The sequence below is a fragment of the Hymenobacter perfusus genome (assembly GCF_003944765.1).
Taxonomy (GTDB): domain Bacteria; phylum Bacteroidota; class Bacteroidia; order Cytophagales; family Hymenobacteraceae; genus Hymenobacter; species Hymenobacter perfusus.
This window is the reverse complement of record NZ_RWIU01000002.1, coordinates 703,002-721,543: the sequence shown is the minus strand read 5'-3', so window position 1 is coordinate 721,543 and position 18,542 is coordinate 703,002. Positions and strand designations below refer to the sequence as shown.

The window sequence follows — 18,542 nt, the reverse complement described above, 5'->3', positions numbered from 1 at the left end:
AAACGGCCTTAAAATGGCAACCCGGGCCTAAACCGGGCCGTACAGGCGGACACATCCCCCCCCTATGACTGCCCTTTACCTTCGCCTCCAGCAGCTGCGCGCTGAGCTGGAAACCAGTGAATCGTCGGCCGGCTTCGGCCCGACCGTTCTCTTTGCTATTCGCCGCGAGCTGCTGCGCCACCTCTTGCAGGTGCCCTACCCAACCCTGCAGGCGGGCCCAACGGCGCTGCTGCGCCGCTTTGAAAGCGTAATTAGAAACCTGCAGGCGGCGGCGACCTTTCCGGCCAGCAGCCGCGAGCGGCAGCTCAGCGAGGCCCGGCAGGCCCTGGACGTACTCACGGAGTTCGATAAGCGCACCCCGCCCCTGGCGGCGGCGGCGCCCACCACGGCTACCACGCCGCGCGGGCAGCGTTCCTGAGCCGTGGCCATGTCGGGACTGTATCAGCTGGTGGTCATTCACCGGCAGGCCCAACTGGTGGCCAGTATTGAGGCGGGCACGCACCTGGAGCAGCTGCAGCTGGGCATGTACGTGCGCGAGTGGACCAGCCTGCTGCGCGAAGCCCGGCTGTTGCCACTCTCCCGCCACCAGCAGCCCCGCGTGGCCCAGGGCCTCACGGAGCTGGAGGCCCTGGGCCGGCTGGCCCACGGCCTGCCCTGGACGCAGGTGCAGGAGCGGCTGCTGGCCGTGGCCCGCCTGGTAGCGTAAGCCCGGTACCGGGCGCGGAAGCACAGGGTGCGCGTCCATCAGGCGGCCTGGGGCAGCAGCAGGCGAAACTCGCGCCGGCAGTCGGTGAGGTCGATTTCGCGGATGCCGGCGGGCAACTGGGCCACCAGCAGCACTTCCTGGGCCAGGCTTCCCTCCTGCTGGGCCGTGCGCAGCTCGGGGGCCATCGGGCCGCTCACGTACACCGTGAGGTGGCCGCGTTGGTAGGTGTAGCCCAGGATGGGCTCGGGCGTGGGCACCAGGGCGGCTCCCTGGGGCAACTCCTGCACCCGCACGCGCTTGCCGGTGCGGGCATCGGTGAGCGAAATCGGCGGGAAAAACAGCTGTTTGGGCATGGCCGGGGCAGTTAGGCACGCGTGGCGGATTCCGAGAAGGCGGGCGCGGCCGTGCCGGTGCGCACCAGGCGCAGCGCCCCGCTCAGCTGGGTGCGCCGCCGCCGCTCGTAGGCGCGCACCAGCGGCGTTTCCTCCCGGTACTCGGGGTGGGTCAAATCGATTTCCTGGCAGCGGCGCTCCAGCTCTTCCAGGGGCGTGAGCATTACCAGGGCGGGCGGCAGCAGCGTGGTCGTCAGGCGCGCCAAATCGCGCAGGCACGGGCGGCGGGCCGGGGCCTGGGGGTCGGTGTTGAGGTGCATAGCAAAGCGGGTATAGAGAGGGAAAAGTGGACTACTTCTCGAACAGGGGCGCGCTGGTGCCCTCGGGGCGCAGGTGCGCGGGAATCGGGAACTCGGGCAGCGAATGCTCCACCAGGGCCAGCAGATCGGGCAGGCTGGCCACTTTGCCCTGCTTGACGTGCGCCAGGCGCGTGGAGGCCGAGGCGTACTGCTGGCCGTAGCCGGCGCGAATGGCCCGATCCACGGCGAAGTGGGGCAGCTGCTCGCACACGAGGGCTTGCAGGGCATAGTATTTCTGCTTCTCCGTCATGAGAATGGGGAAAAAGAGTAGATTTGGAACGCGTATGTATGTCTTTGCTTAATGGCCGAACTCTCCCCTCTCTCCCAGCTTCAACTCCTCGGCCAGCAACTGGAAGGGGCCACCGAGGGCCAGGAGACGGATGGCAACGGCCCGCTGGCCCAGGCGCGGCGGTTTCTGTTCAACTACCTGCCGCAGGAGCCCTCGGTGCCGTACCGGGCCGATGATCTGCTGGAGCTGCTGGCCCCTTCTCCCCACGTGCATCACTCGTGGGCCGGGGAGCGGGAGCTGCTACTGGAGGGGCTGCGGCTACTTCAGCAGCTCTGGCAGCGGTAGCGGCGGCGCGGGCTTCGGCCAGCACCAGCCAGCCATCGAGCAGAAACTGCACGTCCTCGGGGCCGCGCACCAGCAGCTGGCCCAGTTCGGCACGGTACGCGCCATGCCGGGCCTTCAGCTCGAAGGTTTGGCGGCCGGTGCGGGTGTTGAGCTGGTAGGTGGCCTGGAAATGCTGCCCACCCGGGCCATTCCAGCCACCGAGTACCGCCTGCTCCTCGCCGGCATCCACGAGGCGGGTGGTAAAAAAGCCATTCTCCCGCAGCAGCGCAGCAATCGGCTCGCTCAGGTGGAGGGTGTTCTCAAGGACTTGATAAGCGGCGGGCTCTTCCATCGTGTTTGGACGCTTTGGCTGCCGGATGCTTTACTTGGGCAGCGAGTACGTACAAACATACGCCCGATTGAGATACAAGTATACAATTGGGCTTAAAATAAATACACAATCGGGTTATATATGTCTCAAGAGACTGTAAGTCAAAGGCTTAAAATTTTGATCAAATCACTTGGCTTAAATACCAGGAGCTTTAGTCAGAAGTATGGCGTCAATGAAAGCACGACAAGAGGCTACATTGATCGTGGCTCAGTTCCTAGCGCCGATTATATCGGTGCTTTGGTTGCTACAATTGAGAACCTAAATCCAATGTGGCTGCTACTCGGCCGAGGTGAGATGTTTCTCACTGACGGCTCGACGTCGCAGGATACAAGCGTTTCCGCGCCCAAGAACAAGGGACACGTCCAGACCAACTCGGGCAACCACAACACCATCACCAACAACGTCACGCTGGAGGAATGCCGCCGCGACCTAGCGTCTGCCCAGAAAGAGGTTGAGATGCTCTGGACGCTTGTAGCCAGCCGAGACGCATTGATTGAATCGAAAGACGCGCTTATCGCCGCCAAGGAGGAAGTGCTGTCGTTGCTCCGTGGGGGGCATAACCGGGCTAATTGATGCGACTGCTGAAGAAGATACTAATTGGAGTATTGGTCTTACTCGGGCTACTTCTCCTTGTCTACCAACTCATTCCTGACATTGACTCCAGCGCTGATATTGACAGAGAAATGGGCAAAATGTAGCCTGTACTTTCTCAAAGCTCTGGCAGCAACCAGAGATGCCGTCGTTGCTCCGTGGGGGGCATAACCGGGCTAATTGATCTTTGTATCTCTGTGAAGCACAACGCAGAGGTTATTTGAGGAACACAGCATTCATCTGCTGGAAATGCAGGTAAACAAACAAGCCACAGGCTGCCCTAACCACAGCCCTTTTCTGATATTAGAACAACATGCCACGCATAAAAACCAATGTAGTTGGGAAAGTGAATAATATTCAACTTCCTGCTGAAAAAAGCCTAATGGCTTTACATGAGGCTATTGTTAACTCCCTTCAGTCTATTGATGATGCTCAGCGTAATCGCCCTACCCTAGAAGGAAAAATTGAAATTGAAGTTCGGCGTGACCCCAATGGCTCTCCTATTGATGGATTACAACCTGTAAAAGACATTGTAATCGAGGATAATGGCGTTGGATTTACTAAAAACAATTATGTGTCTTTTCAAACTGCTGAGTCTACATATAAGTTAAACAGAGGATGTAAAGGTATTGGCAGATTTTTATGGTTAAAAGTATTTGACCACGCCGAAATAAGATCCGTGTACAAGGATTTATCCGACCAAAAATTACACAAACGTTCTTTTTCATTTATCTTGAATGACAAAGACCCTATTGTTGACCCTCAATCAGCGCCATTACTAGAAGATAGCAATAAATCAAGTGGAACGAAATTATTTCTTCGGAATATAAAACCTGAATATGTAGAACCATATTCTATTCCATTAGAAGAACTTGCTGATTCTATTATCGAACACCATATTGATTATTTAGTTGACAATAGCTGCCCCGATATCATTTTACGCGAAAACATTAGCCATAATAGTTCTACACAGTTCAATCTCAAAAACAGATTTCAACAAGAATTTTTACTAGACAAAGACGCTGATTCAGTAGAAATATCTTCCTATACATTTCATATTGCATTCCTATATATAAAAAATGAAGATGGCAAAGCGAGGCACTCTATATTATATAGTGGCAACAAACGCGTAGTAGTTTCTAAATCATTAGCCAGCCTAATTCCAAATCTCCAGCGTCCATTGCAAGATGGCAATGGCCAGCTATTTGACGTGTTCGTACTTGTAAGTAGTATTTACTTAGACCAACACGTGAATAGAGAACGTACTGAGCTTAACATACCTGAAAAAGCGCCAAGCAAAAAGACTCTTGGGCGCCCTCTCCTTTCACTTGAGGAAATACAAGCTGGTGTTCTAACAAGTATTCATGAGCATTTGGATGAATTCCTAGTTGCCATACGGGAGGAAAAGCAGGACTATATTAGAGAATTTGTGGAGTCTGAAGCCCCCCAATACAAATCGCTTCTTAAATACACAGAAAGAATTGACAAGATCAAGCTTGGCCTTAGCTATGATAAATTAGATATCGAATTACACAAACTTCGCAATGATCTTGTTATAGAAACTCGTATAGGAGTTGGTAGAATTTTAAATCAAAGTCAAGCAAATCATCCAAATACAGAGGATTTCACGAAGGATCTACAAAAAATCATGGGAATGATCAATGATATGACAAAATCAGATTTAGCTGATTATGTCGTTCAAAGGAAGATGATTCTTATGCTATTTGAAAAAGCTCTAAAGTTGACTGACGACAATACATATGAGAAAGAATCGAGAATTCATAATATAGTCTTTCCTATGCGAAAAACTTCAGATGAGGTTGATTATTCAGAACACAATTTGTGGTTAATTGATGAAAGACTTTCTTATCACAGATATTTACGTTCTGACAAACCATTGGATGAAGGCGATAAAGATTCTCCTAAACCAGATATAATATTAACACCAACTACAAAGATTAATAAAAATCTACTTTATACAGATAGTCAATCTGCACCTTTTGATACTTTTACTATAATTGAGTTTAAAAGACCAATGCGAGATTATTATTCCGGTCAGGATGACGACCCAATAGCGCAAGTACAACGCTATGTAAATTACGTTCATTCTGGCAAAGCGAAAACAGATGATGGTCGTCCAATAAATCCCAAAGGCGCTAAGTTTTACTGCTACGTCATATGCGACCTAATTCAACCAGTAAGAGACTATGCCAGCGACAGAGGATTTACTGAAACTGCAGATGGAGAAGGATATTTTTGGTACAACCCAAATACAAAGGCATATTTTGAGGTTATTTCATTCGACAAACTAATTAAGGACGCTAAACAGCGCAACCAAATTCTATTTGACAAATTGGGCATTGGACGTGCCTAATCATTAAAATAATTTCACATGTTCCATTTTCAAAATCTAGACGAAAAAACTCGTCAATATATGCTGATAGAGGTTGAACAAGCCACCAAGACAAGTCAACTCCATTCTAGCAAGCGATTCAACGACACTGGTCGTGCAGAGTATCCAAAGTTGCTGCGTGAGGCCGTAGCTAACGGCAACGAGCAAACACTCGCGGCAGCTCTCCAGCAGCACAACTGTTTTCTCACGCATGAGAAGCAGGGAGCCGTTACGCGCAAGGTGCCAGAAAACGCGCATCTGACCTTTGCAGAGGGAGAGTTTAATGCCTTCTACATGCGTGGCATCTGCCACCGGGCCATTGGTGAAGGCCACATGGTGGAAGTATACCGGGCCAAGGAGGCTGTTGCACCCCGCACGGCCTCCAAGCTAATTGAAGGAAATCTAGAGGATCCACACCGCGTCCTACTTCTGCTCAAGAACAGTCTGGATGGAAGCCAGCGGGGCAACGGGATGCCTGCTGGCTCTAATTCTGGGTTGAGCTTAAGGCTGACGACTAATCCTATCAAGCGGTAGGCTACTTAGATGGTAGTCCGCAACTCCATACCCCTACGCCCCCTACTGCTGTTGAGCCTGCCGCTGCTGGTGGCGGCTTGTCACGAGAAGCCGGCCGAGGAGGCACTGGTGCGACGGGGGCAGCGGTGCTTAGGTAACGGCTGAGTGACGCTGAATTCCAGCACCTCCGACATCTCCTTTTTTTTCTGAACGATGTAGCGGTATATCTTTGCCGAAACATCGATAGTGTACATTTCTACCCTTCACATGGCCCGCTTCTATACGCTGCTACTGAGTTTATGCCTGGTTATTATAGCTGCTGCTTGCTCTAAAGAAGAAGAGCAAAAGCCACAGCCTGGCTCTATTGCCTTTCTGAAAGGCGACTGGGAGGTTCTTTACCACAATACGGTGTCATATGCTCCTGACGGTACTGAACGTTCGCGCACAGGCTCTGTACCTCCCCAGTATTATGAATTGTATCGATTTACCGACAACACGCTTGCCATGCATTTTTACCCCAATAGCTACAATTTCAGCTATACTCGAGACGGAAATACCCTAAATGTACTCCGCATAGATCCGGGAACGTGGAAGCCGACTCAAATCTTCGTTGAGCAAGAAACGGCAGAAGAGCTTATTCTGAAATTCAACACGCCCTCCCCACTAGCTGATGGCTATTGGCTGAGTTATACCCATCTAAAGAAAATCTAATTACGTACCTGTTCTACTTTTTACCGAATAGCTAACAAGTACTACCGGCAAGTCGTGCATAAAGTAACGCGTCTGCTACGCAACTGGTGTTGATCGGCTCAGCACTTTGCCTGTGGGCTGCAGCCTCCTCAGCCCGCGACCTGCTGCGCCGGCCCGTGGCGGGAGAATCAGCGGTGCCTGGGTAACGCCTGAGCGGCGGGCGGCCCGGTCTGGTAGTTTCTTCGGGAACGGGAGCACCTACCAACTCTAACGGAGCTATTTTTGCGGTAGCACTTTTTTTCTATGCCTACCCCCTCCTAGCTTCCCCCAATGCCTACTGAACTGATTAACGGCTTTGGCAAGGTCTACCTGACCATTGCCTACGACCCGGCCAACAAGTGGGTGTACAACAACTGGATCGGCTACCAGACCTACACTGGCATTATCGCCGGGGCCGATGCCTGCCTGCCCACGCTGGAGGAACACGCCTGCGCCTACCTGCTCAACGACAACCGCCAGGTGCTCGGCCCCTGGGACCATGCCGTGGAGTGGATTGTCACCAACTGGGCCCCGCGCGCCATTGCCAGCGGCCTGACCCACTTCGCCCACATCGTCAGCTCCGAGTCGCTGGCGGCCCAGTCGGCCACGTCCATGCTGCTGGGCTTCGAGGGCCAGCTGCAGATGCACATGTTCGATAATATCGAGGACGCGCAACGCTGGCTCCAGGCCGCCCAGCAGCAGGCCCGGTAGGATAGCCGTCCTTTATCTCCGCCCGGGACTAGCGCGCCGTAGGATGGTGTCCCTTCCGGTGCTACTTTCTGCCCTTCGAACAGACGACCTGCCCTCTCACACCGCTACTCGATGGTGCACCTGGCCTCCTTTCCCTTCGTTACCTTTTACCTGCACAACATTGGCTGCAACGCGCTGGAAGCGGTGTGGGGAGACTACGTGAGCAGCTCCTTCTTCCGGGAGGCTGTGCTGCAGGCCGTCACCTACGTGCAGCAGTACCAAGCCACCGGGTGGGTCGCCGACGACCGGCAGCTCGGCCCAATGGAGCGCGAAGACCTGGCCTGGGTAGGCACGCATATTTTGCCGGCCCTGGCCGCCGGGGGCCTGCGCCGCCTGGCCATGCTGGAGTCGGAGGATTGGCTCAACCGCTCCTTGATTCAAGAGGAATACACCTATCCGGTTGAAAGCCTGCCCATCGAACTGCGCTACTTCTCTGACCTGCACGCCGCCCGCACCTGGGCCTGTGACCTGCAGGCCCCCAATTAGGTATTCAGCCACCGCTTCTTTTCCTTTTCCCAAGCGCCGGGCCCCGGTAACTAAACCCGCTGTTCTACTGGCTGTGTGTGGCCTGCGTCGTTTCGTGCGACGCAGGCCACTGCTGTTTTATCCATCGTCCCACTCCCCCATGTGGCGTAATTATTGCGCCTGTCTTCTCATCACATTCCTTCCTTTACTCCCTCTATCTATGTTCCGCCGTCCACTACTACTGCTGCTGCTCACATCGGCAGCGGCCCCGGCCGCCCTGGCCCAATCTTCCACACCGCCCAGCGCAACACCCGCTGCGGCGGCTCCCGCCCAGTATGGCATTGCCTACATCTATACCCTGCTGGGCGGCGGATATGAGCTGGCCTTCCAGGATGGCGTAACGCCTAACCCCAGGCTTAAACGCTATGAGGAGAACGGCCATGACAAGGTATTTGTCGATGAGGCGGCCGCCCTGAACTTTCTGGCGGCCCAGGGCTGGGAAGTACTGCCCTACGGCGCTGAGGACAGTAACCACTACCTGCTCAAGCGCCGGGCCCGGTAGTCACTCACTGGGCGGCGCAGCGGGTTGCGTACTGCACCACCTACAGAAAGGGCCCACCGGCAGCTGGTAACAGCTGGTCGGCGGGCCCTTTTCGGTTACTGGAAGCGCGGGGCGGCCTAGTTGAGGACGGCGGCCTGGCTTTTTACAATCTGACGCGCCATGGCCAGGTTTGTATCCGCCGAGTTCACGGCCAGGTAGATGAACTTACCACCGTCGGTTGAGAGCTTGAGCAGGTGCAGCTGGTCGGTCAGCGTCAGCAGGATGTCCTGGATAGTCTGGTTCAACTTCAAGGCCTGAATGGCTTTCAGCTTCTGCTTTACTACCTCCGTGTTGTAGGCGGCGGCGGTTTCGGCATCAAACGAGGCCAGGTTCGAATGGTGCGCCAAGGGCATACCCGTTTCCGTTTCCACCACGGCTACGGCTATCAGCGAGGGCAGTTCTTTCAGGATGTTTTGAATTACTTGGTTGGGGGTCAACGTGGACATGAACGCGAAAAAAGAAGGTGTATAAAAAACGTTAGAAAGCGTGCCGGCGCAGAATATCCCGCACCAGCGACATGTTGGAATCGGCTAGCTGAACTACCAGGTAGGCGATCTGCCGGCCCTGGCCAACGGGGCGCAGGCAATGCAGCTGCTCATCGAGCACCACCACCAGGTCGGTTACCTGCTGGCCCTGTAGCCACGGGGCGGAGAGCATCCGTTGCAGCCCCCGGAACAGGTCGGTGCTGCGCGCCGTGAGCTTGTAAGGGTCGAATTTGGGCGTCGCCGTGTAGGCGGCCACCATTTTGCTGGAGGCAGCATCTACCACCGCGACGGCTACCAGTTCGGGCAGTTCCCGCAATAGGTGCTGAATGAGCGTTTCCGCACTGGAGCGCGTAGCGCCCACGGCATCTCCCGTGATTTTTTTCACCACCAGCTGGTTTAAAAAAGGGATGCGCATGCAGCTGCTTGAGTTAGCGGTGAGTGTAGGCGTTGATGAAAACAGGGTACCCCAGGCGCGCTGGGGCCGGGCTCACAGCGCGCCGCCGGCTCCGGTGGACTTCCCACGAACTACCGGGGCCGGGGGCGCGCTGGATTATCGGGTTAGAAAAACAGCCAGCGCTTTTTAGCCGGGGCGACCTTTCCAGTGCGGGGCAACAGCGTGACGTTGGCCGTACCGCCTTTGGAGCGAATCACTTCCTCTTCCTTGTAGCCCGCGTATGCGTACTGCAGCGTGGCAGGCTGCCCGGCTGCCATGCGCAGCGTGTACTGGCCGTCAGCATCCGTGCTAACGCCCGTACGGGTGCCTTTCACCCATACGGTAGCGCCCACCAAGGGCTTACCGTTTTCATTCAGAATGCGGCCCGCTACCGTGGAAACGCGTAACGCGTTAGCCTCGGCAGCCGACTCGACTAGCTCGCTCGAAGCGGGCATGGCTTCCGTAGGCGTGTTGGGCAAGTTGGCCCCGGCGAATACGGCCCCGCTTACCAAGGCGCTGCCTACGATAAGGGAAGCCGCCCGACGGCGAAACCGCTCTGGCTCGGTGCGCATCAGCTCGAACTGCCGTTGCACCCAGCCCACGGGCTTTACCTGGTGTCCTTTTTGTTTGAGTTCGTAAAAGCGGCTGATCGTTTCATCGGCCACTTGTTTATCTGCTTTGAGGAACGCGTCAACGAGTTCCGTATTCTGGCTGGATAGGTCACCGCGTAGATACGCGTCCCTATAAGCCGGCAGCAATTCCCCCGTCACCGGGTGAAATGGAGTCGCACTTAGTTTCATTTTGAGATTGTAGAGGTGTGCTATGTAAGGGAAGTCGTGAGTAGGGTAATAAGTAACAATCAGGCACAAAGTTGCTTCCTATACACAGCAGTGGCGTTTGTACGCTTGTATAATTTCGTTGATCATGTATTTCTACCAGTTGAAACGCAGCTTTTACAAGACAAACAAATTATCCCATTTTAGGAAAATCATTCATATTAAATACGTTATTTGCTATACTTGCCAGTTTGTCTCGGTATAAGCTAAACCGTAGGCAGTTCCCTTCCTTTCCTGGGGGCACGCCCTACTACTCGACCCAAAAACTACGAGGGGAATGGCCATTTTCTGGTGGCCCAGGGCTGGGAAGTGCTACCCTACGGCACGAAGAATCGCACCCACTACTTGCTCAAGCGCCAAGCCCGGTAACTGAACCCGCTGTTCTACTGGTTGTGTTGTGGCCTGCGTAGCTTCGTGCTGCGCAGGCCACTGTCATTATATCCCATCAACCTACCCCCTCTCTTTGTGCCATGGAAGTAACGCGGGAGCTGCGGCTGGAGCGCCTGTCCAAGAAGAAGGGCACCGCCCCGATTCGCCTGATTTTTCGTTGGGACAACCTGCGCCTACGCCTCAACTCCTCTGAATCCTGCCGGCCCGGCGACTGGAACGAGAAGCAGGGCCGGGTCAAGGATAAGCCCGGCACCTTCGCCGATGTCACCAACACCATCCTGGACCGCTGGACCCGGGCGGCCGTCGACGCCCACCAGGACGCCCGGCGCAACGGCGAGCGGTGGGACGTAGAACGCATGGAGGCAGAAATTCGGGTGCGGTACCAGCGTCTGGCCGCCGAGGCCAAGGGCACGCCGGTGGCGGAGCTGCCGGCGCTGCCCACGGTGGCCACCAGGCCCCGCACCCTGCTGGAATACATGAGCGACTGGTGCGACTACATGGAATCCAAGGTGTCGCTCCGGAGCGGGGCCGGCCTCAGCAGTACGTACCGCCGCCGGCTGCGCCACCTGAGCGAGGAATTGGAGGAGTTCAGTAAAGTGAAGAAATATCCGCTCACCTTCCAGCGCATGGATATGCACTTCTACGACAAGTTCCAGGATTACCAGCTCACGGTGCTCGGCAACAAGGTCAACACCTTCAGCGGCTACATCAAAAACATTAAAAACTTCCTCTACTGGTGCGAGGAGCGGGATTTGCCCACTACCAGCAAATTCCACCGCTGGGCCACGCCCGAGCAGTACGTCGGGGCCGACTTCCTGACGGCCGCTGAGCTGCGCCAATGGGCGCAGCTGGACCTAAGCACGTCGGCCGTAACGGCGTACCTAACCGAGCACTTCCCGCCGGTACCAGTCACCCCGGGCCGGGGCCGGCCACCACTCCAGGTGGCCGACCACCAGGAGCGCATCGCGTACGCGCGCGACAAGTTTTTGCAGTGCTGCTACACCGGCCTGCGCATTTCCGATGCTGACCGCATGGGGCCGCAGCACATCCACGGGGAGCTGATCAAACTAGCGACCGGCAAAACCGGCATTGTCTGCATCATTCCTTTCCTGGACGACGACGTGTTCAAGCCCGTGGCCCTGGTGGAGCAGTACGCCAGCTGGGGCCTGCCCACGTGCCTGCCCGATGTGCCTACGCTCGACGACTACCTGCCGCACCTTGCGCGCCTGGCCGGCATCTCCCGCATTAACGTAACCAGCCGCGTGGGCCGCAAAACCTTCGTCACGCTGAAAATCTACCAGGGCATGTCGCGCACGGAAGTGATGCTGGCCACCGGCCACCAGACCGAGAAGAGCTTCATCCGCTACCTGGGCACGGACGAGAAGGAGCTGCTCGAAAGCTACCGCCGCACGGCCCGGAAGGGCGCCTGAAAATGGGGGCTGATTTGGGGGCGGATTGGGGGCGGGTCGCTGCATAATGCTGCTTACCGATGCCTACAGACAAAAAGCAAAACGCCCTGCATGCTGCCGGCAGGGCGTTTTAAGTAGGCAGCGAGATGCAGGCACAAAAAAAAGCCGTCCCCACCCGGAAACGGCTTTTCTGAAATCGTGGCGCGGAGAAAATTCCCACCCAACTCCGGCCCGATTCTGACTCTGGACTTAGTGCCGGAACAACAGTTCGCGGTACTTTACCAGGGGCCAGTCCTCATCGGCCACCATCAGCTCCAGCTTGTCCACGGAGCGGCGAATGGTGTCGAAATGCGTTTTGACTTCGTCGCAGTAGGCTACCGCCCGCTCGCGCATATCGTCAATCTTGTTGGCCACCTTGCGGGCTTTCACCATCTCATCCACCTGGGTCTTGATGATGGTAATGTGCCGCGAAATGGCTTTGATAGTATCCAGCGTGACGGTGGTATTCTCGTCATCGAGGCCCAGCTCCCGCAGGCCGCGCACGTTGGTCACGAGCTTGGTCTGGTAGGCTACCGCCGTGGGAATGATGTGGTTGATAGCCAGATCACCCATTACGCGGCTTTCAATCTGGATTTTCTTCATGTAATCTTCCAGCAGAATCTCGTGGCGGGCGTGCAGCTCCACATGCGAGAAAATGTTGTGGCGCTGGAACAGCGAAGCCGCATCCTCCGCCACCATGGCGTCCAGCGACTGAGGCGTGGTCGGAACGTTGCTCAGGCCCCGGGCCGCGGCTTCCTCCTTCCACTCGTCGGAGTAGCCGTTACCTTCAAACCGGATGGCTTTCGAGCTGATAACGTACTCGCGCAGCACTTCCACAATGGCTACTTCCTTCTTCTTGCCTTCCGCAATGAGCTTGTCAACGGAGGTTTTGAAATCGATGAGCTGCTCAGCCACAATGGCGTTGAGCGTGGTCATGGCCGAGGAGCAGTTGGCCGAGGAACCGACCGCCCGGAACTCGAACTTGTTGCCAGTGAAGGCGAAGGGCGAGGTGCGGTTCCGGTCGGTGTTGTCGAGCAGGATGGCGGGAATCTTATCAATGCCGAGCTTGAGGTAGATGTTGTCGCCTTTGTCGAGGGGCACTTTGGCGGTGCGCTCCAGCTCATCCAGTACCGAGTCGAGCATCGAGCCCACGAAGACCGACATGATGGCCGGCGGGGCTTCGTTGGCGCCTAAACGGTGGTCGTTGCTGGCCGAGGCGATGCTGGAACGCAGCAAATCGGCGTAGCGGTGAACGGCCTTGATGGTGGTGATGAAGAACGCCAGGAACTGTAGGTTCTCCTTCGGGCGACGACCGGGAGCCAGCAGGTTCACGCCGGTATCGGTGCTCATGGCCCAGTTGTTATGCTTGCCCGAGCCGTTAACGCCCGCGAAAGGCTTCTCGTGCAACAGCACCTTGAAGTTGTGCTTATCGGCCACGCGCTCCATGATATCCATGAGCAGCTGGTTGTGGTCGACGGCCAGGTTGGCGTCCTCGAAGGTAGGGGCGCACTCGAATTGGTGCGGGGCCACCTCGTTGTGGCGGGTGCGCAGCGGGATGCCCAGCTTGTTGGCTTCCTCCTCGTATTCCAGCATGTAGGCGTGCACGCGGGCCGGAATCGAGCCGAAGTAGTGGTCGTCGAGCTGCTGACCCTTGGCCGGCGCGTGGCCGAACAGGGTGCGGCCGGTCATCACCAGGTCGGGACGGGCGCTGTACAGGGCCTTATCGACCAGAAAGTACTCCTGCTCGATGCCCAGCGTGGTATGCACGCGCTGCACGTCCTTATCGAAATACTGGCACACATCCACGGCGGCCTTTTCCAGAGTGGCCAGCGACTTCAGCAGCGGGGCTTTGTAGTCGAGCGCCTCGCCGGTGTAGGCGACGAAGATGGTGGGGATGCACAGGGTTTTGGCCCCGGCGGTTTCAATGATGAAGGCGGGCGAAGTGGGGTCCCAGGCCGTGTAGCCGCGGGCCTCGAAGGTGTTGCGGATGCCGCCGTTGGGGAACGACGAGGCATCGGGCTCCTGCTGCACCAGCGCCGAGCCTTTGAAATTCTCAATCGGCCGGCCGTCGGGGCTCAGGTCGAAGAAGGAGTCGTGCTTTTCGGCGGTAGCACCGGTGAGGGGCTGAAACCAGTGCGTGTAGTGGGTAGCACCCTTGGCCATGGCCCAGGTTTTCATGGCCGAAGCCACGGCGTCGGCCACACTGCGCTCTACCGGCGAGGCTTGCTTGATGGCAGCCTGGAGCTTCTTGAAGTATTCGCCGGGCATCGTAGCCCGCATGGCGTCGAGGTTGAACACGTTCTTGCCGAACGTTTCGGAGCGGCGCTCACCCGAAATAGTGACGGCCAGCGGCTGGCGCTGGTCAACGAGTTCGAGAGCTTTAAAGCGAAGAATTGCCATGCCAGAATTAAGCGTGAGAATAATCAGGGTTAGTAGGTCAAAGGTAGGGGCAACATTCCACATTTTACAAAGCACCCCATAATTTTTCACCTTGTTTTTCGATAAACACCTTCTATCTACCTATCACCCCCTCGAAATACACCGTGTTATCTCAAAGTTATGCCAGTAACTAGCCGAACTCCCCCCTTCTTGTCTCCCAAACGCGCGCTGCATTCATATCGTGCTCCAAGCGGCACCCCGTACCGCTGATACCGCCCGGGCTTCTACCTTTGCGGGGTGAAAAACCGCTTTGCGTTCCAGCCCCGCTATTTTTTGTTCTGGCTGGTGTATTTCGTGGCGGCCAAGGCTGTCTTTTTGCTGTACCACTGGGCTCGCACGGTGGCGTTGCCGACGGGCACCGTGCCCCGCGTTTTCGGCTACGGCCTGCGGCTCGATGCTTCGGCGGCGGCGTACCTATGCGTGGTACCGTTTGCGGTGTTTCTGCTGGGCAGCCTGCTGGGGAAGCGGTTTCCGCTGGAGCGGCTGCTGCGGTTTTTCACGGCCGTGGCGGTCGTGGTACTGGCGGCCCTTACTACCGCCGACCTGGAGCTGTACCGGGCCTGGGGTTTCCGGCTCGATGCCACGCCGCTGCAATACCTGAGTACGCCGCAGGAAGCGGCGGCCTCGGCGGGCAGCGCGCCGGTGGCGTTGCTGCTGGGGTTATTTGCGGGGTTGCTGGTACTGGGCTGTTTTCTTTATAAAGGAGTAGTGGGCCGCCTGCCCGAGCTGCCGGCTGGCTTCGGGCGGGGCCGGGCGGCACTGGCGGCACTGCTGTACCTGGCGCTGCTGGTGGTGCCGCTGCGCGGGGGCCTGCAGCAGATTCCGGTGAACCAGAGCGACGTGTACTTTTCCAGCGTGCCCTTCGCCAACCACGCGGCCGTGAACGTGCCCTGGAACGTGGTTAACTCGATTTTCCTGCAGAATGCCGGCCCGGGCAGCTACGCCTTCCTGCCCGATTCCACCGCTGCCCGCCTGACGCAGCAACTATACGCCCCCACCGCGCCGGATACCGTCCGGCTGCTGCGCCCGGGCCGGCCCAACGTGCTGTTCATTATCCTGGAAAGCTTCACCGGCAAGCTGGTGGGCCATCTGGGCGGCGAGGCGGGCGTGACGCCCACGCTGGACAGCCTAAGCCGCACCGGGGTTTCGTTCCGGAACATCTACGCGGCCGGCGACCGGAGCCAGAAGGGCCTCGTGGCCCTGCTTTCGGGCTACCCCAACCAGCCGGCTACCTCCATTATTAAGTACCCGCGCAAGACGGAGCGCCTGCCCCACCTGGCCCGGGTGCTGCGCGGACAGGGTTACTCCTCGGCCTACTACCACGGCGGCGAGCTGGCGTTTGCCAACATGAAAAGCTACCTCGTGACGGCCGGCTACGAGCGGTTCACGGAGCGTGCCGACTTCGCCCGCCCGGACCAAAACTCCAAATGGGGTGCCCACGACCATGTGCTGTTTGCCCGCATGCTGCGCGAGCTGCCCCAGCAGCAGCAACCTTTCTTCATAACGGCCTTTACCCTCAGCTCCCACGAGCCCTTCGACGTGCCCATGCCTACCCGCTTCCCGGGCACCGATGAGGCCAGCCGCTTTCGCAACTCGGTGTACTACACCGACCACGTGCTGGGCCGGTTTCTGGCCGAGGCCCGCCGGCAGCCCTGGTGGGCCAACACGCTGGTGGTGCTGGTAGCCGACCACGGCCACCCCCAGCCCGGCGACTCGCCCAACCACGCCCCCGAGAAGTTCCGGGTGCCGCTGCTGCTCACGGGCGGGGCGCTGCGCCCGGCGGCCCGGGGCCGCCAGATCAGCACCTTCGGCAGCCAGACCGACGTAGCCGCCACCCTGTTGCACCAGTTGCAGCTGTCCGCCACCGACTTCCGATGGAGCCGCGACCTGCTGGCCCCTGCCCCGGCCGCCTGGCCAGGCGGCGCGGCCTTCTACTGCTTCACCGATGGCTTCGGGGTGGTGACGCCGGCCGGCACCGTGACTTACGATAACGTGGCCCGGCAGGTAATTGAGCGTGATGCGGGCGTGTCGGATACCCAGCTGCGGTTCGGGCAGGCGTATGAGCAGGTGTCGTTTTCAGATTTTCTGAAGAAGTAAGAAAGGGCTAGGCCCAAGCTTGATTGCTAATACCCTAAACTTTGTTTGAGGTCGGCTTACCTTATAAAGCTATACATTCCGCCACCTGTCCTCCAAGTCCACTCTCGCGCATACCAGAAACCTGCAACTTCCGGCTCCGGCCGACTTCTTGCGGCAACAACCTCTTCTCCACTCCCATGAACGTCCCCCAACCCGAGCTGCTTTTCGTGTACAACGCCAACGCCGGCTGGCTGAACGGGGTGCTGGATACGCTGCACAAAACCTTTGCGCCGGCCACCTACCCCTGCTCGCTGTGCGCCGTCACGTACGGCGCGCGCACGATGTATCCGAAGTGGCGGGTGTTTCTGGAGCGGCTGCCGGCTCGCACCCAGTTCCTGCACCGCGACGAGCTGGCCCGGCAGTACCCGGTGCTGCGTGAAACGGCCCTGCCGGCCGTGTTCCGGCGCGACGCTGCCACGGAGCCCTGGCACATATTTTTGTCGGCCCCGGAGCTGCGGCTGCTGGATCTGGCGGGACTGATGCGGGCCGTGGAAACCCGGCTGCTGGAAACCAACCAGCCGGCCGCCGGGTTGTAGGCCGCCGCTGCTGCCGGAAACCCGCAACTTCCGCCGTATCTTTGCCGCCTTGTTTATGGAAATGGAAACCAGAAAAGTCGCCTTTTACACGTTGGGCTGCAAGCTCAACTTCTCCGAAACCTCGGCTATCGGCCGGCAGTTCGAGGAGCACGGCTTCGTGAAGGCTGCCTTCGAGGATGCGGCCGATATCTACGTCATCAACACCTGCTCGGTCACGGACCACGCCGACCGCAAGTGCCGGAAGGTGGTGAAAGAGGCCCTCAAGCACAATCCCGAGGCTTTTGTGGCCATTGTGGGCTGCTACGCTCAACTCAAGCCCCAGGAAATTGCCGAAATACCCGGCGTGCACGCTGTACTGGGCGCGGCCGAGAAGTTTCAGCTGGTAGAAACGCTGGCGGGCTTCCAGAAGCCCGCCGCGGGCCAGCCCGGCCGGGTCTTCGCCTCACCTATTTCCGAGGCCACCGAGTTTCACGCGGCCCACAGCTACGGTGACCGGACCCGCACCTTCCTGAAGGTACAGGACGGCTGCGACTACTCCTGCTCGTTCTGCACCATTCCGCTGGCGCGCGGGGCCAGCCGCTCGGGCTCGGTGCAGAGCGTGGTGGAGCGGGTGCAAAAGCTGGCCGCAACCGGCGTCAAGGAAATCGTGCTGACGGGCGTCAACCTCGGTGACTTTGGCTTGCAGGGCCCCGAGCGGGAACGGCAGGAGAACTTCTTCGACCTGGTGCGGGCTTTGGATGAGGTGGAAGGCATCGAGCGGTTCCGCATCAGCAGCTGCGAGCCGAATCTGCTGTCCGACGAGATTATCCGCTTCGTGGCGCAGTCGAAACGGTTTATGCCCCACTTCCACATCCCGCTGCAGTCGGGCTCCAACAAGATTCTGGGCCTGATGCGCCGCCGCTACCGCCGGGAGCTGTACGTGGAACGGGTACGCCTTATCAAGGAGGTGATGCCGCACGCCTGCATCGGCGTAGACGTCATCGTGGGCTTTCCCGGCGAAACGGAGGCTGATTTCTTGGAAACCTACCAGTTTCTGAACGAGCTGGACGTAAGCTACCTGCACGTATTTCCGTACTCGGAGCGCGAAAACACGCTAGCCCCTACGCTGCCCGGCCGCGTGCAGGACCGCCACCGCCACGAGCGCACCACCCAACTCCGGAGCCTGTCCGAAAAGAAGAAGCGTCATTTCTACGAGCAGCACACGGGCCTGGAAACGGCCGTACTCTTCGAGGACGATGTGACCAATGGCCAGATGGAAGGCTTCACGCCCAACTATATTAGGGTGGCAGCCAAATACGACCCGCTGCTGGTGGGCGAATTAAAGCGCCTGCGCCTCACCACCGTGAATCCGCAGAACCTGATGGAAGCGGAGGAAATGGGCATTGAGGTCTTTCAGCACTAGTGCTGGCGCAGGCACTTAATTACCCAAAAGAAAAACTCCTGACGCTACTTAGCGT

At 57.8% G+C, this 18,542-nt stretch carries 22 protein-coding genes; 15 read left to right on the top strand and 7 right to left on the bottom strand.

Features of this window, described 5'->3' with window-relative positions; all coding sequences use genetic code 11:
- The first annotated feature begins 64 nt into the window (after positions 1 to 64).
- Both EI293_RS09245 and EI293_RS09240 read left to right on the top strand, forming a co-directional pair.
- Positions 65 to 418, top strand: coding sequence for a hypothetical protein (locus EI293_RS09245; protein ID WP_125436837.1), 354 nt, complete (start codon positions 65 to 67; stop codon positions 416 to 418).
- A gap of 9 nt (positions 419 to 427) precedes the next feature.
- Entirely contained in the window at positions 428 to 706 is a 279-nt protein-coding gene (locus EI293_RS09240; RefSeq protein ID WP_125436836.1) for a hypothetical protein, read from the top strand.
- A 38-nt stretch (positions 707 to 744) separates the two neighbouring features.
- Here EI293_RS09240 and EI293_RS09235 read toward each other — a convergent pair whose 3' ends face one another.
- Genes EI293_RS09235 through EI293_RS09225 form a run of 3 tightly spaced genes read right to left on the bottom strand, consistent with a single transcriptional unit; the run spans position 745 to position 1,647 of the window.
- Positions 745 to 1,059, bottom strand: a complete 315-nt coding sequence (locus tag EI293_RS09235) for a hypothetical protein (protein ID WP_125436835.1) — start codon at positions 1,057 to 1,059, stop codon at positions 745 to 747.
- A gap of 11 nt (positions 1,060 to 1,070) precedes the next feature.
- A complete protein-coding gene (locus tag EI293_RS09230) occupies positions 1,071 to 1,358 on the bottom strand; it encodes a hypothetical protein (protein WP_125436834.1) in 288 nt (95 codons plus the stop codon).
- Positions 1,359 to 1,389: 31 nt separating this feature from the next.
- The gene (locus EI293_RS09225) at positions 1,390 to 1,647 is read right to left on the bottom strand and encodes a hypothetical protein (RefSeq protein ID WP_125436833.1); all 258 of its coding nucleotides are present in this window, start codon (positions 1,645 to 1,647) and stop codon (positions 1,390 to 1,392) included.
- Positions 1,648 to 1,698: 51 nt separating this feature from the next.
- Here EI293_RS09225 and EI293_RS09220 point away from each other — a divergent pair, with 51 nt between their 5' ends.
- The 9 genes from EI293_RS09220 (at position 1,699) to EI293_RS09180 (ending at position 8,343) form a co-directional block, all read left to right on the top strand.
- On the top strand, positions 1,699 to 1,971 hold the full coding sequence (locus EI293_RS09220; RefSeq protein ID WP_125436832.1) for a hypothetical protein: 273 nt from the start codon (positions 1,699 to 1,701) through the stop codon (positions 1,969 to 1,971).
- A gap of 103 nt (positions 1,972 to 2,074) precedes the next feature.
- Positions 2,075 to 2,398 carry a hypothetical protein gene (locus EI293_RS09215; protein ID WP_125436831.1) on the top strand — a complete coding sequence of 108 codons (324 nt, stop codon included), beginning with the start codon at positions 2,075 to 2,077 and terminating at the stop codon, positions 2,396 to 2,398.
- Positions 2,399 to 2,422: 24 nt separating this feature from the next.
- On the top strand, positions 2,423 to 2,914 hold the full coding sequence (locus EI293_RS09210; RefSeq protein WP_125436830.1) for a hypothetical protein: 492 nt from the start codon (positions 2,423 to 2,425) through the stop codon (positions 2,912 to 2,914).
- Between the two features lie 331 nt (positions 2,915 to 3,245).
- The gene (locus EI293_RS09205) at positions 3,246 to 5,306 is read left to right on the top strand and encodes a hypothetical protein (protein ID WP_125436829.1); all 2,061 of its coding nucleotides are present in this window, start codon (positions 3,246 to 3,248) and stop codon (positions 5,304 to 5,306) included.
- Between the two features lie 18 nt (positions 5,307 to 5,324).
- A complete protein-coding gene (locus EI293_RS09200; protein ID WP_125436828.1) occupies positions 5,325 to 5,858 on the top strand; it encodes a hypothetical protein in 534 nt (177 codons plus the stop codon).
- Between the two features lie 246 nt (positions 5,859 to 6,104).
- Entirely contained in the window at positions 6,105 to 6,548 is a 444-nt protein-coding gene (locus tag EI293_RS09195) for a hypothetical protein (RefSeq protein WP_125436827.1), read from the top strand.
- Positions 6,549 to 6,857: 309 nt separating this feature from the next.
- Entirely contained in the window at positions 6,858 to 7,277 is a 420-nt protein-coding gene (locus tag EI293_RS09190) for an STAS/SEC14 domain-containing protein (RefSeq protein ID WP_125436826.1), read from the top strand.
- Between the two features lie 111 nt (positions 7,278 to 7,388).
- A complete protein-coding gene (locus EI293_RS09185) occupies positions 7,389 to 7,802 on the top strand; it encodes a hypothetical protein (protein WP_125436825.1) in 414 nt (137 codons plus the stop codon).
- Positions 7,803 to 8,001: 199 nt separating this feature from the next.
- Positions 8,002 to 8,343, top strand: coding sequence for a hypothetical protein (locus tag EI293_RS09180; RefSeq protein ID WP_125436824.1), 342 nt, complete (start codon positions 8,002 to 8,004; stop codon positions 8,341 to 8,343).
- A 116-nt stretch (positions 8,344 to 8,459) separates the two neighbouring features.
- Here EI293_RS09180 and EI293_RS09175 read toward each other — a convergent pair whose 3' ends face one another.
- The 3 genes from EI293_RS09175 to EI293_RS09165 all read right to left on the bottom strand — a co-directional run bounded on the left by EI293_RS09175 (position 8,460) and on the right by EI293_RS09165 (position 9,965).
- Positions 8,460 to 8,828: a hypothetical protein gene (locus EI293_RS09175; RefSeq protein ID WP_125436823.1), complete on the bottom strand. Its 369-nt coding sequence runs from the start codon at positions 8,826 to 8,828 to the stop codon at positions 8,460 to 8,462.
- Between the two features lie 31 nt (positions 8,829 to 8,859).
- On the bottom strand, positions 8,860 to 9,282 hold the full coding sequence (locus tag EI293_RS09170; RefSeq protein WP_125436822.1) for a hypothetical protein: 423 nt from the start codon (positions 9,280 to 9,282) through the stop codon (positions 8,860 to 8,862).
- 143 nt (positions 9,283 to 9,425) lie between these two features.
- Positions 9,426 to 9,965 (bottom strand): carboxypeptidase-like regulatory domain-containing protein, encoded by a 540-nt coding sequence (locus EI293_RS09165; protein ID WP_170170321.1) that lies wholly within the window; start codon positions 9,963 to 9,965, stop codon positions 9,426 to 9,428.
- Between the two features lie 641 nt (positions 9,966 to 10,606).
- On the opposite strand from EI293_RS09165, the gene EI293_RS09160 reads away from it, so the two are divergent.
- Positions 10,607 to 11,956: a phage integrase SAM-like domain-containing protein gene (locus EI293_RS09160; RefSeq protein ID WP_125436820.1), complete on the top strand. Its 1,350-nt coding sequence runs from the start codon at positions 10,607 to 10,609 to the stop codon at positions 11,954 to 11,956.
- 228 nt (positions 11,957 to 12,184) lie between these two features.
- Here EI293_RS09160 and EI293_RS09155 read toward each other — a convergent pair whose 3' ends face one another.
- Complete coding sequence (locus tag EI293_RS09155) at positions 12,185 to 14,374, bottom strand: glutamine synthetase III family protein (protein WP_125436819.1); 2,190 nt, start codon at positions 14,372 to 14,374, stop codon at positions 12,185 to 12,187.
- Between the two features lie 276 nt (positions 14,375 to 14,650).
- Here EI293_RS09155 and EI293_RS09150 point away from each other — a divergent pair, with 276 nt between their 5' ends.
- From EI293_RS09150 to mtaB, 3 genes are all read left to right on the top strand, one after another.
- A complete protein-coding gene (locus tag EI293_RS09150) occupies positions 14,651 to 16,510 on the top strand; it encodes an LTA synthase family protein (RefSeq protein ID WP_125436818.1) in 1,860 nt (619 codons plus the stop codon).
- Between the two features lie 176 nt (positions 16,511 to 16,686).
- Positions 16,687 to 17,085, top strand: coding sequence for a hypothetical protein (locus EI293_RS09145; protein ID WP_125436817.1), 399 nt, complete (start codon positions 16,687 to 16,689; stop codon positions 17,083 to 17,085).
- A gap of 55 nt (positions 17,086 to 17,140) precedes the next feature.
- Complete coding sequence (gene mtaB, locus EI293_RS09140; protein ID WP_125436816.1) at positions 17,141 to 18,487, top strand: tRNA (N(6)-L-threonylcarbamoyladenosine(37)-C(2))-methylthiotransferase MtaB; 1,347 nt, start codon at positions 17,141 to 17,143, stop codon at positions 18,485 to 18,487.
- Positions 18,488 to 18,542: the final 55 nt, after the last annotated feature.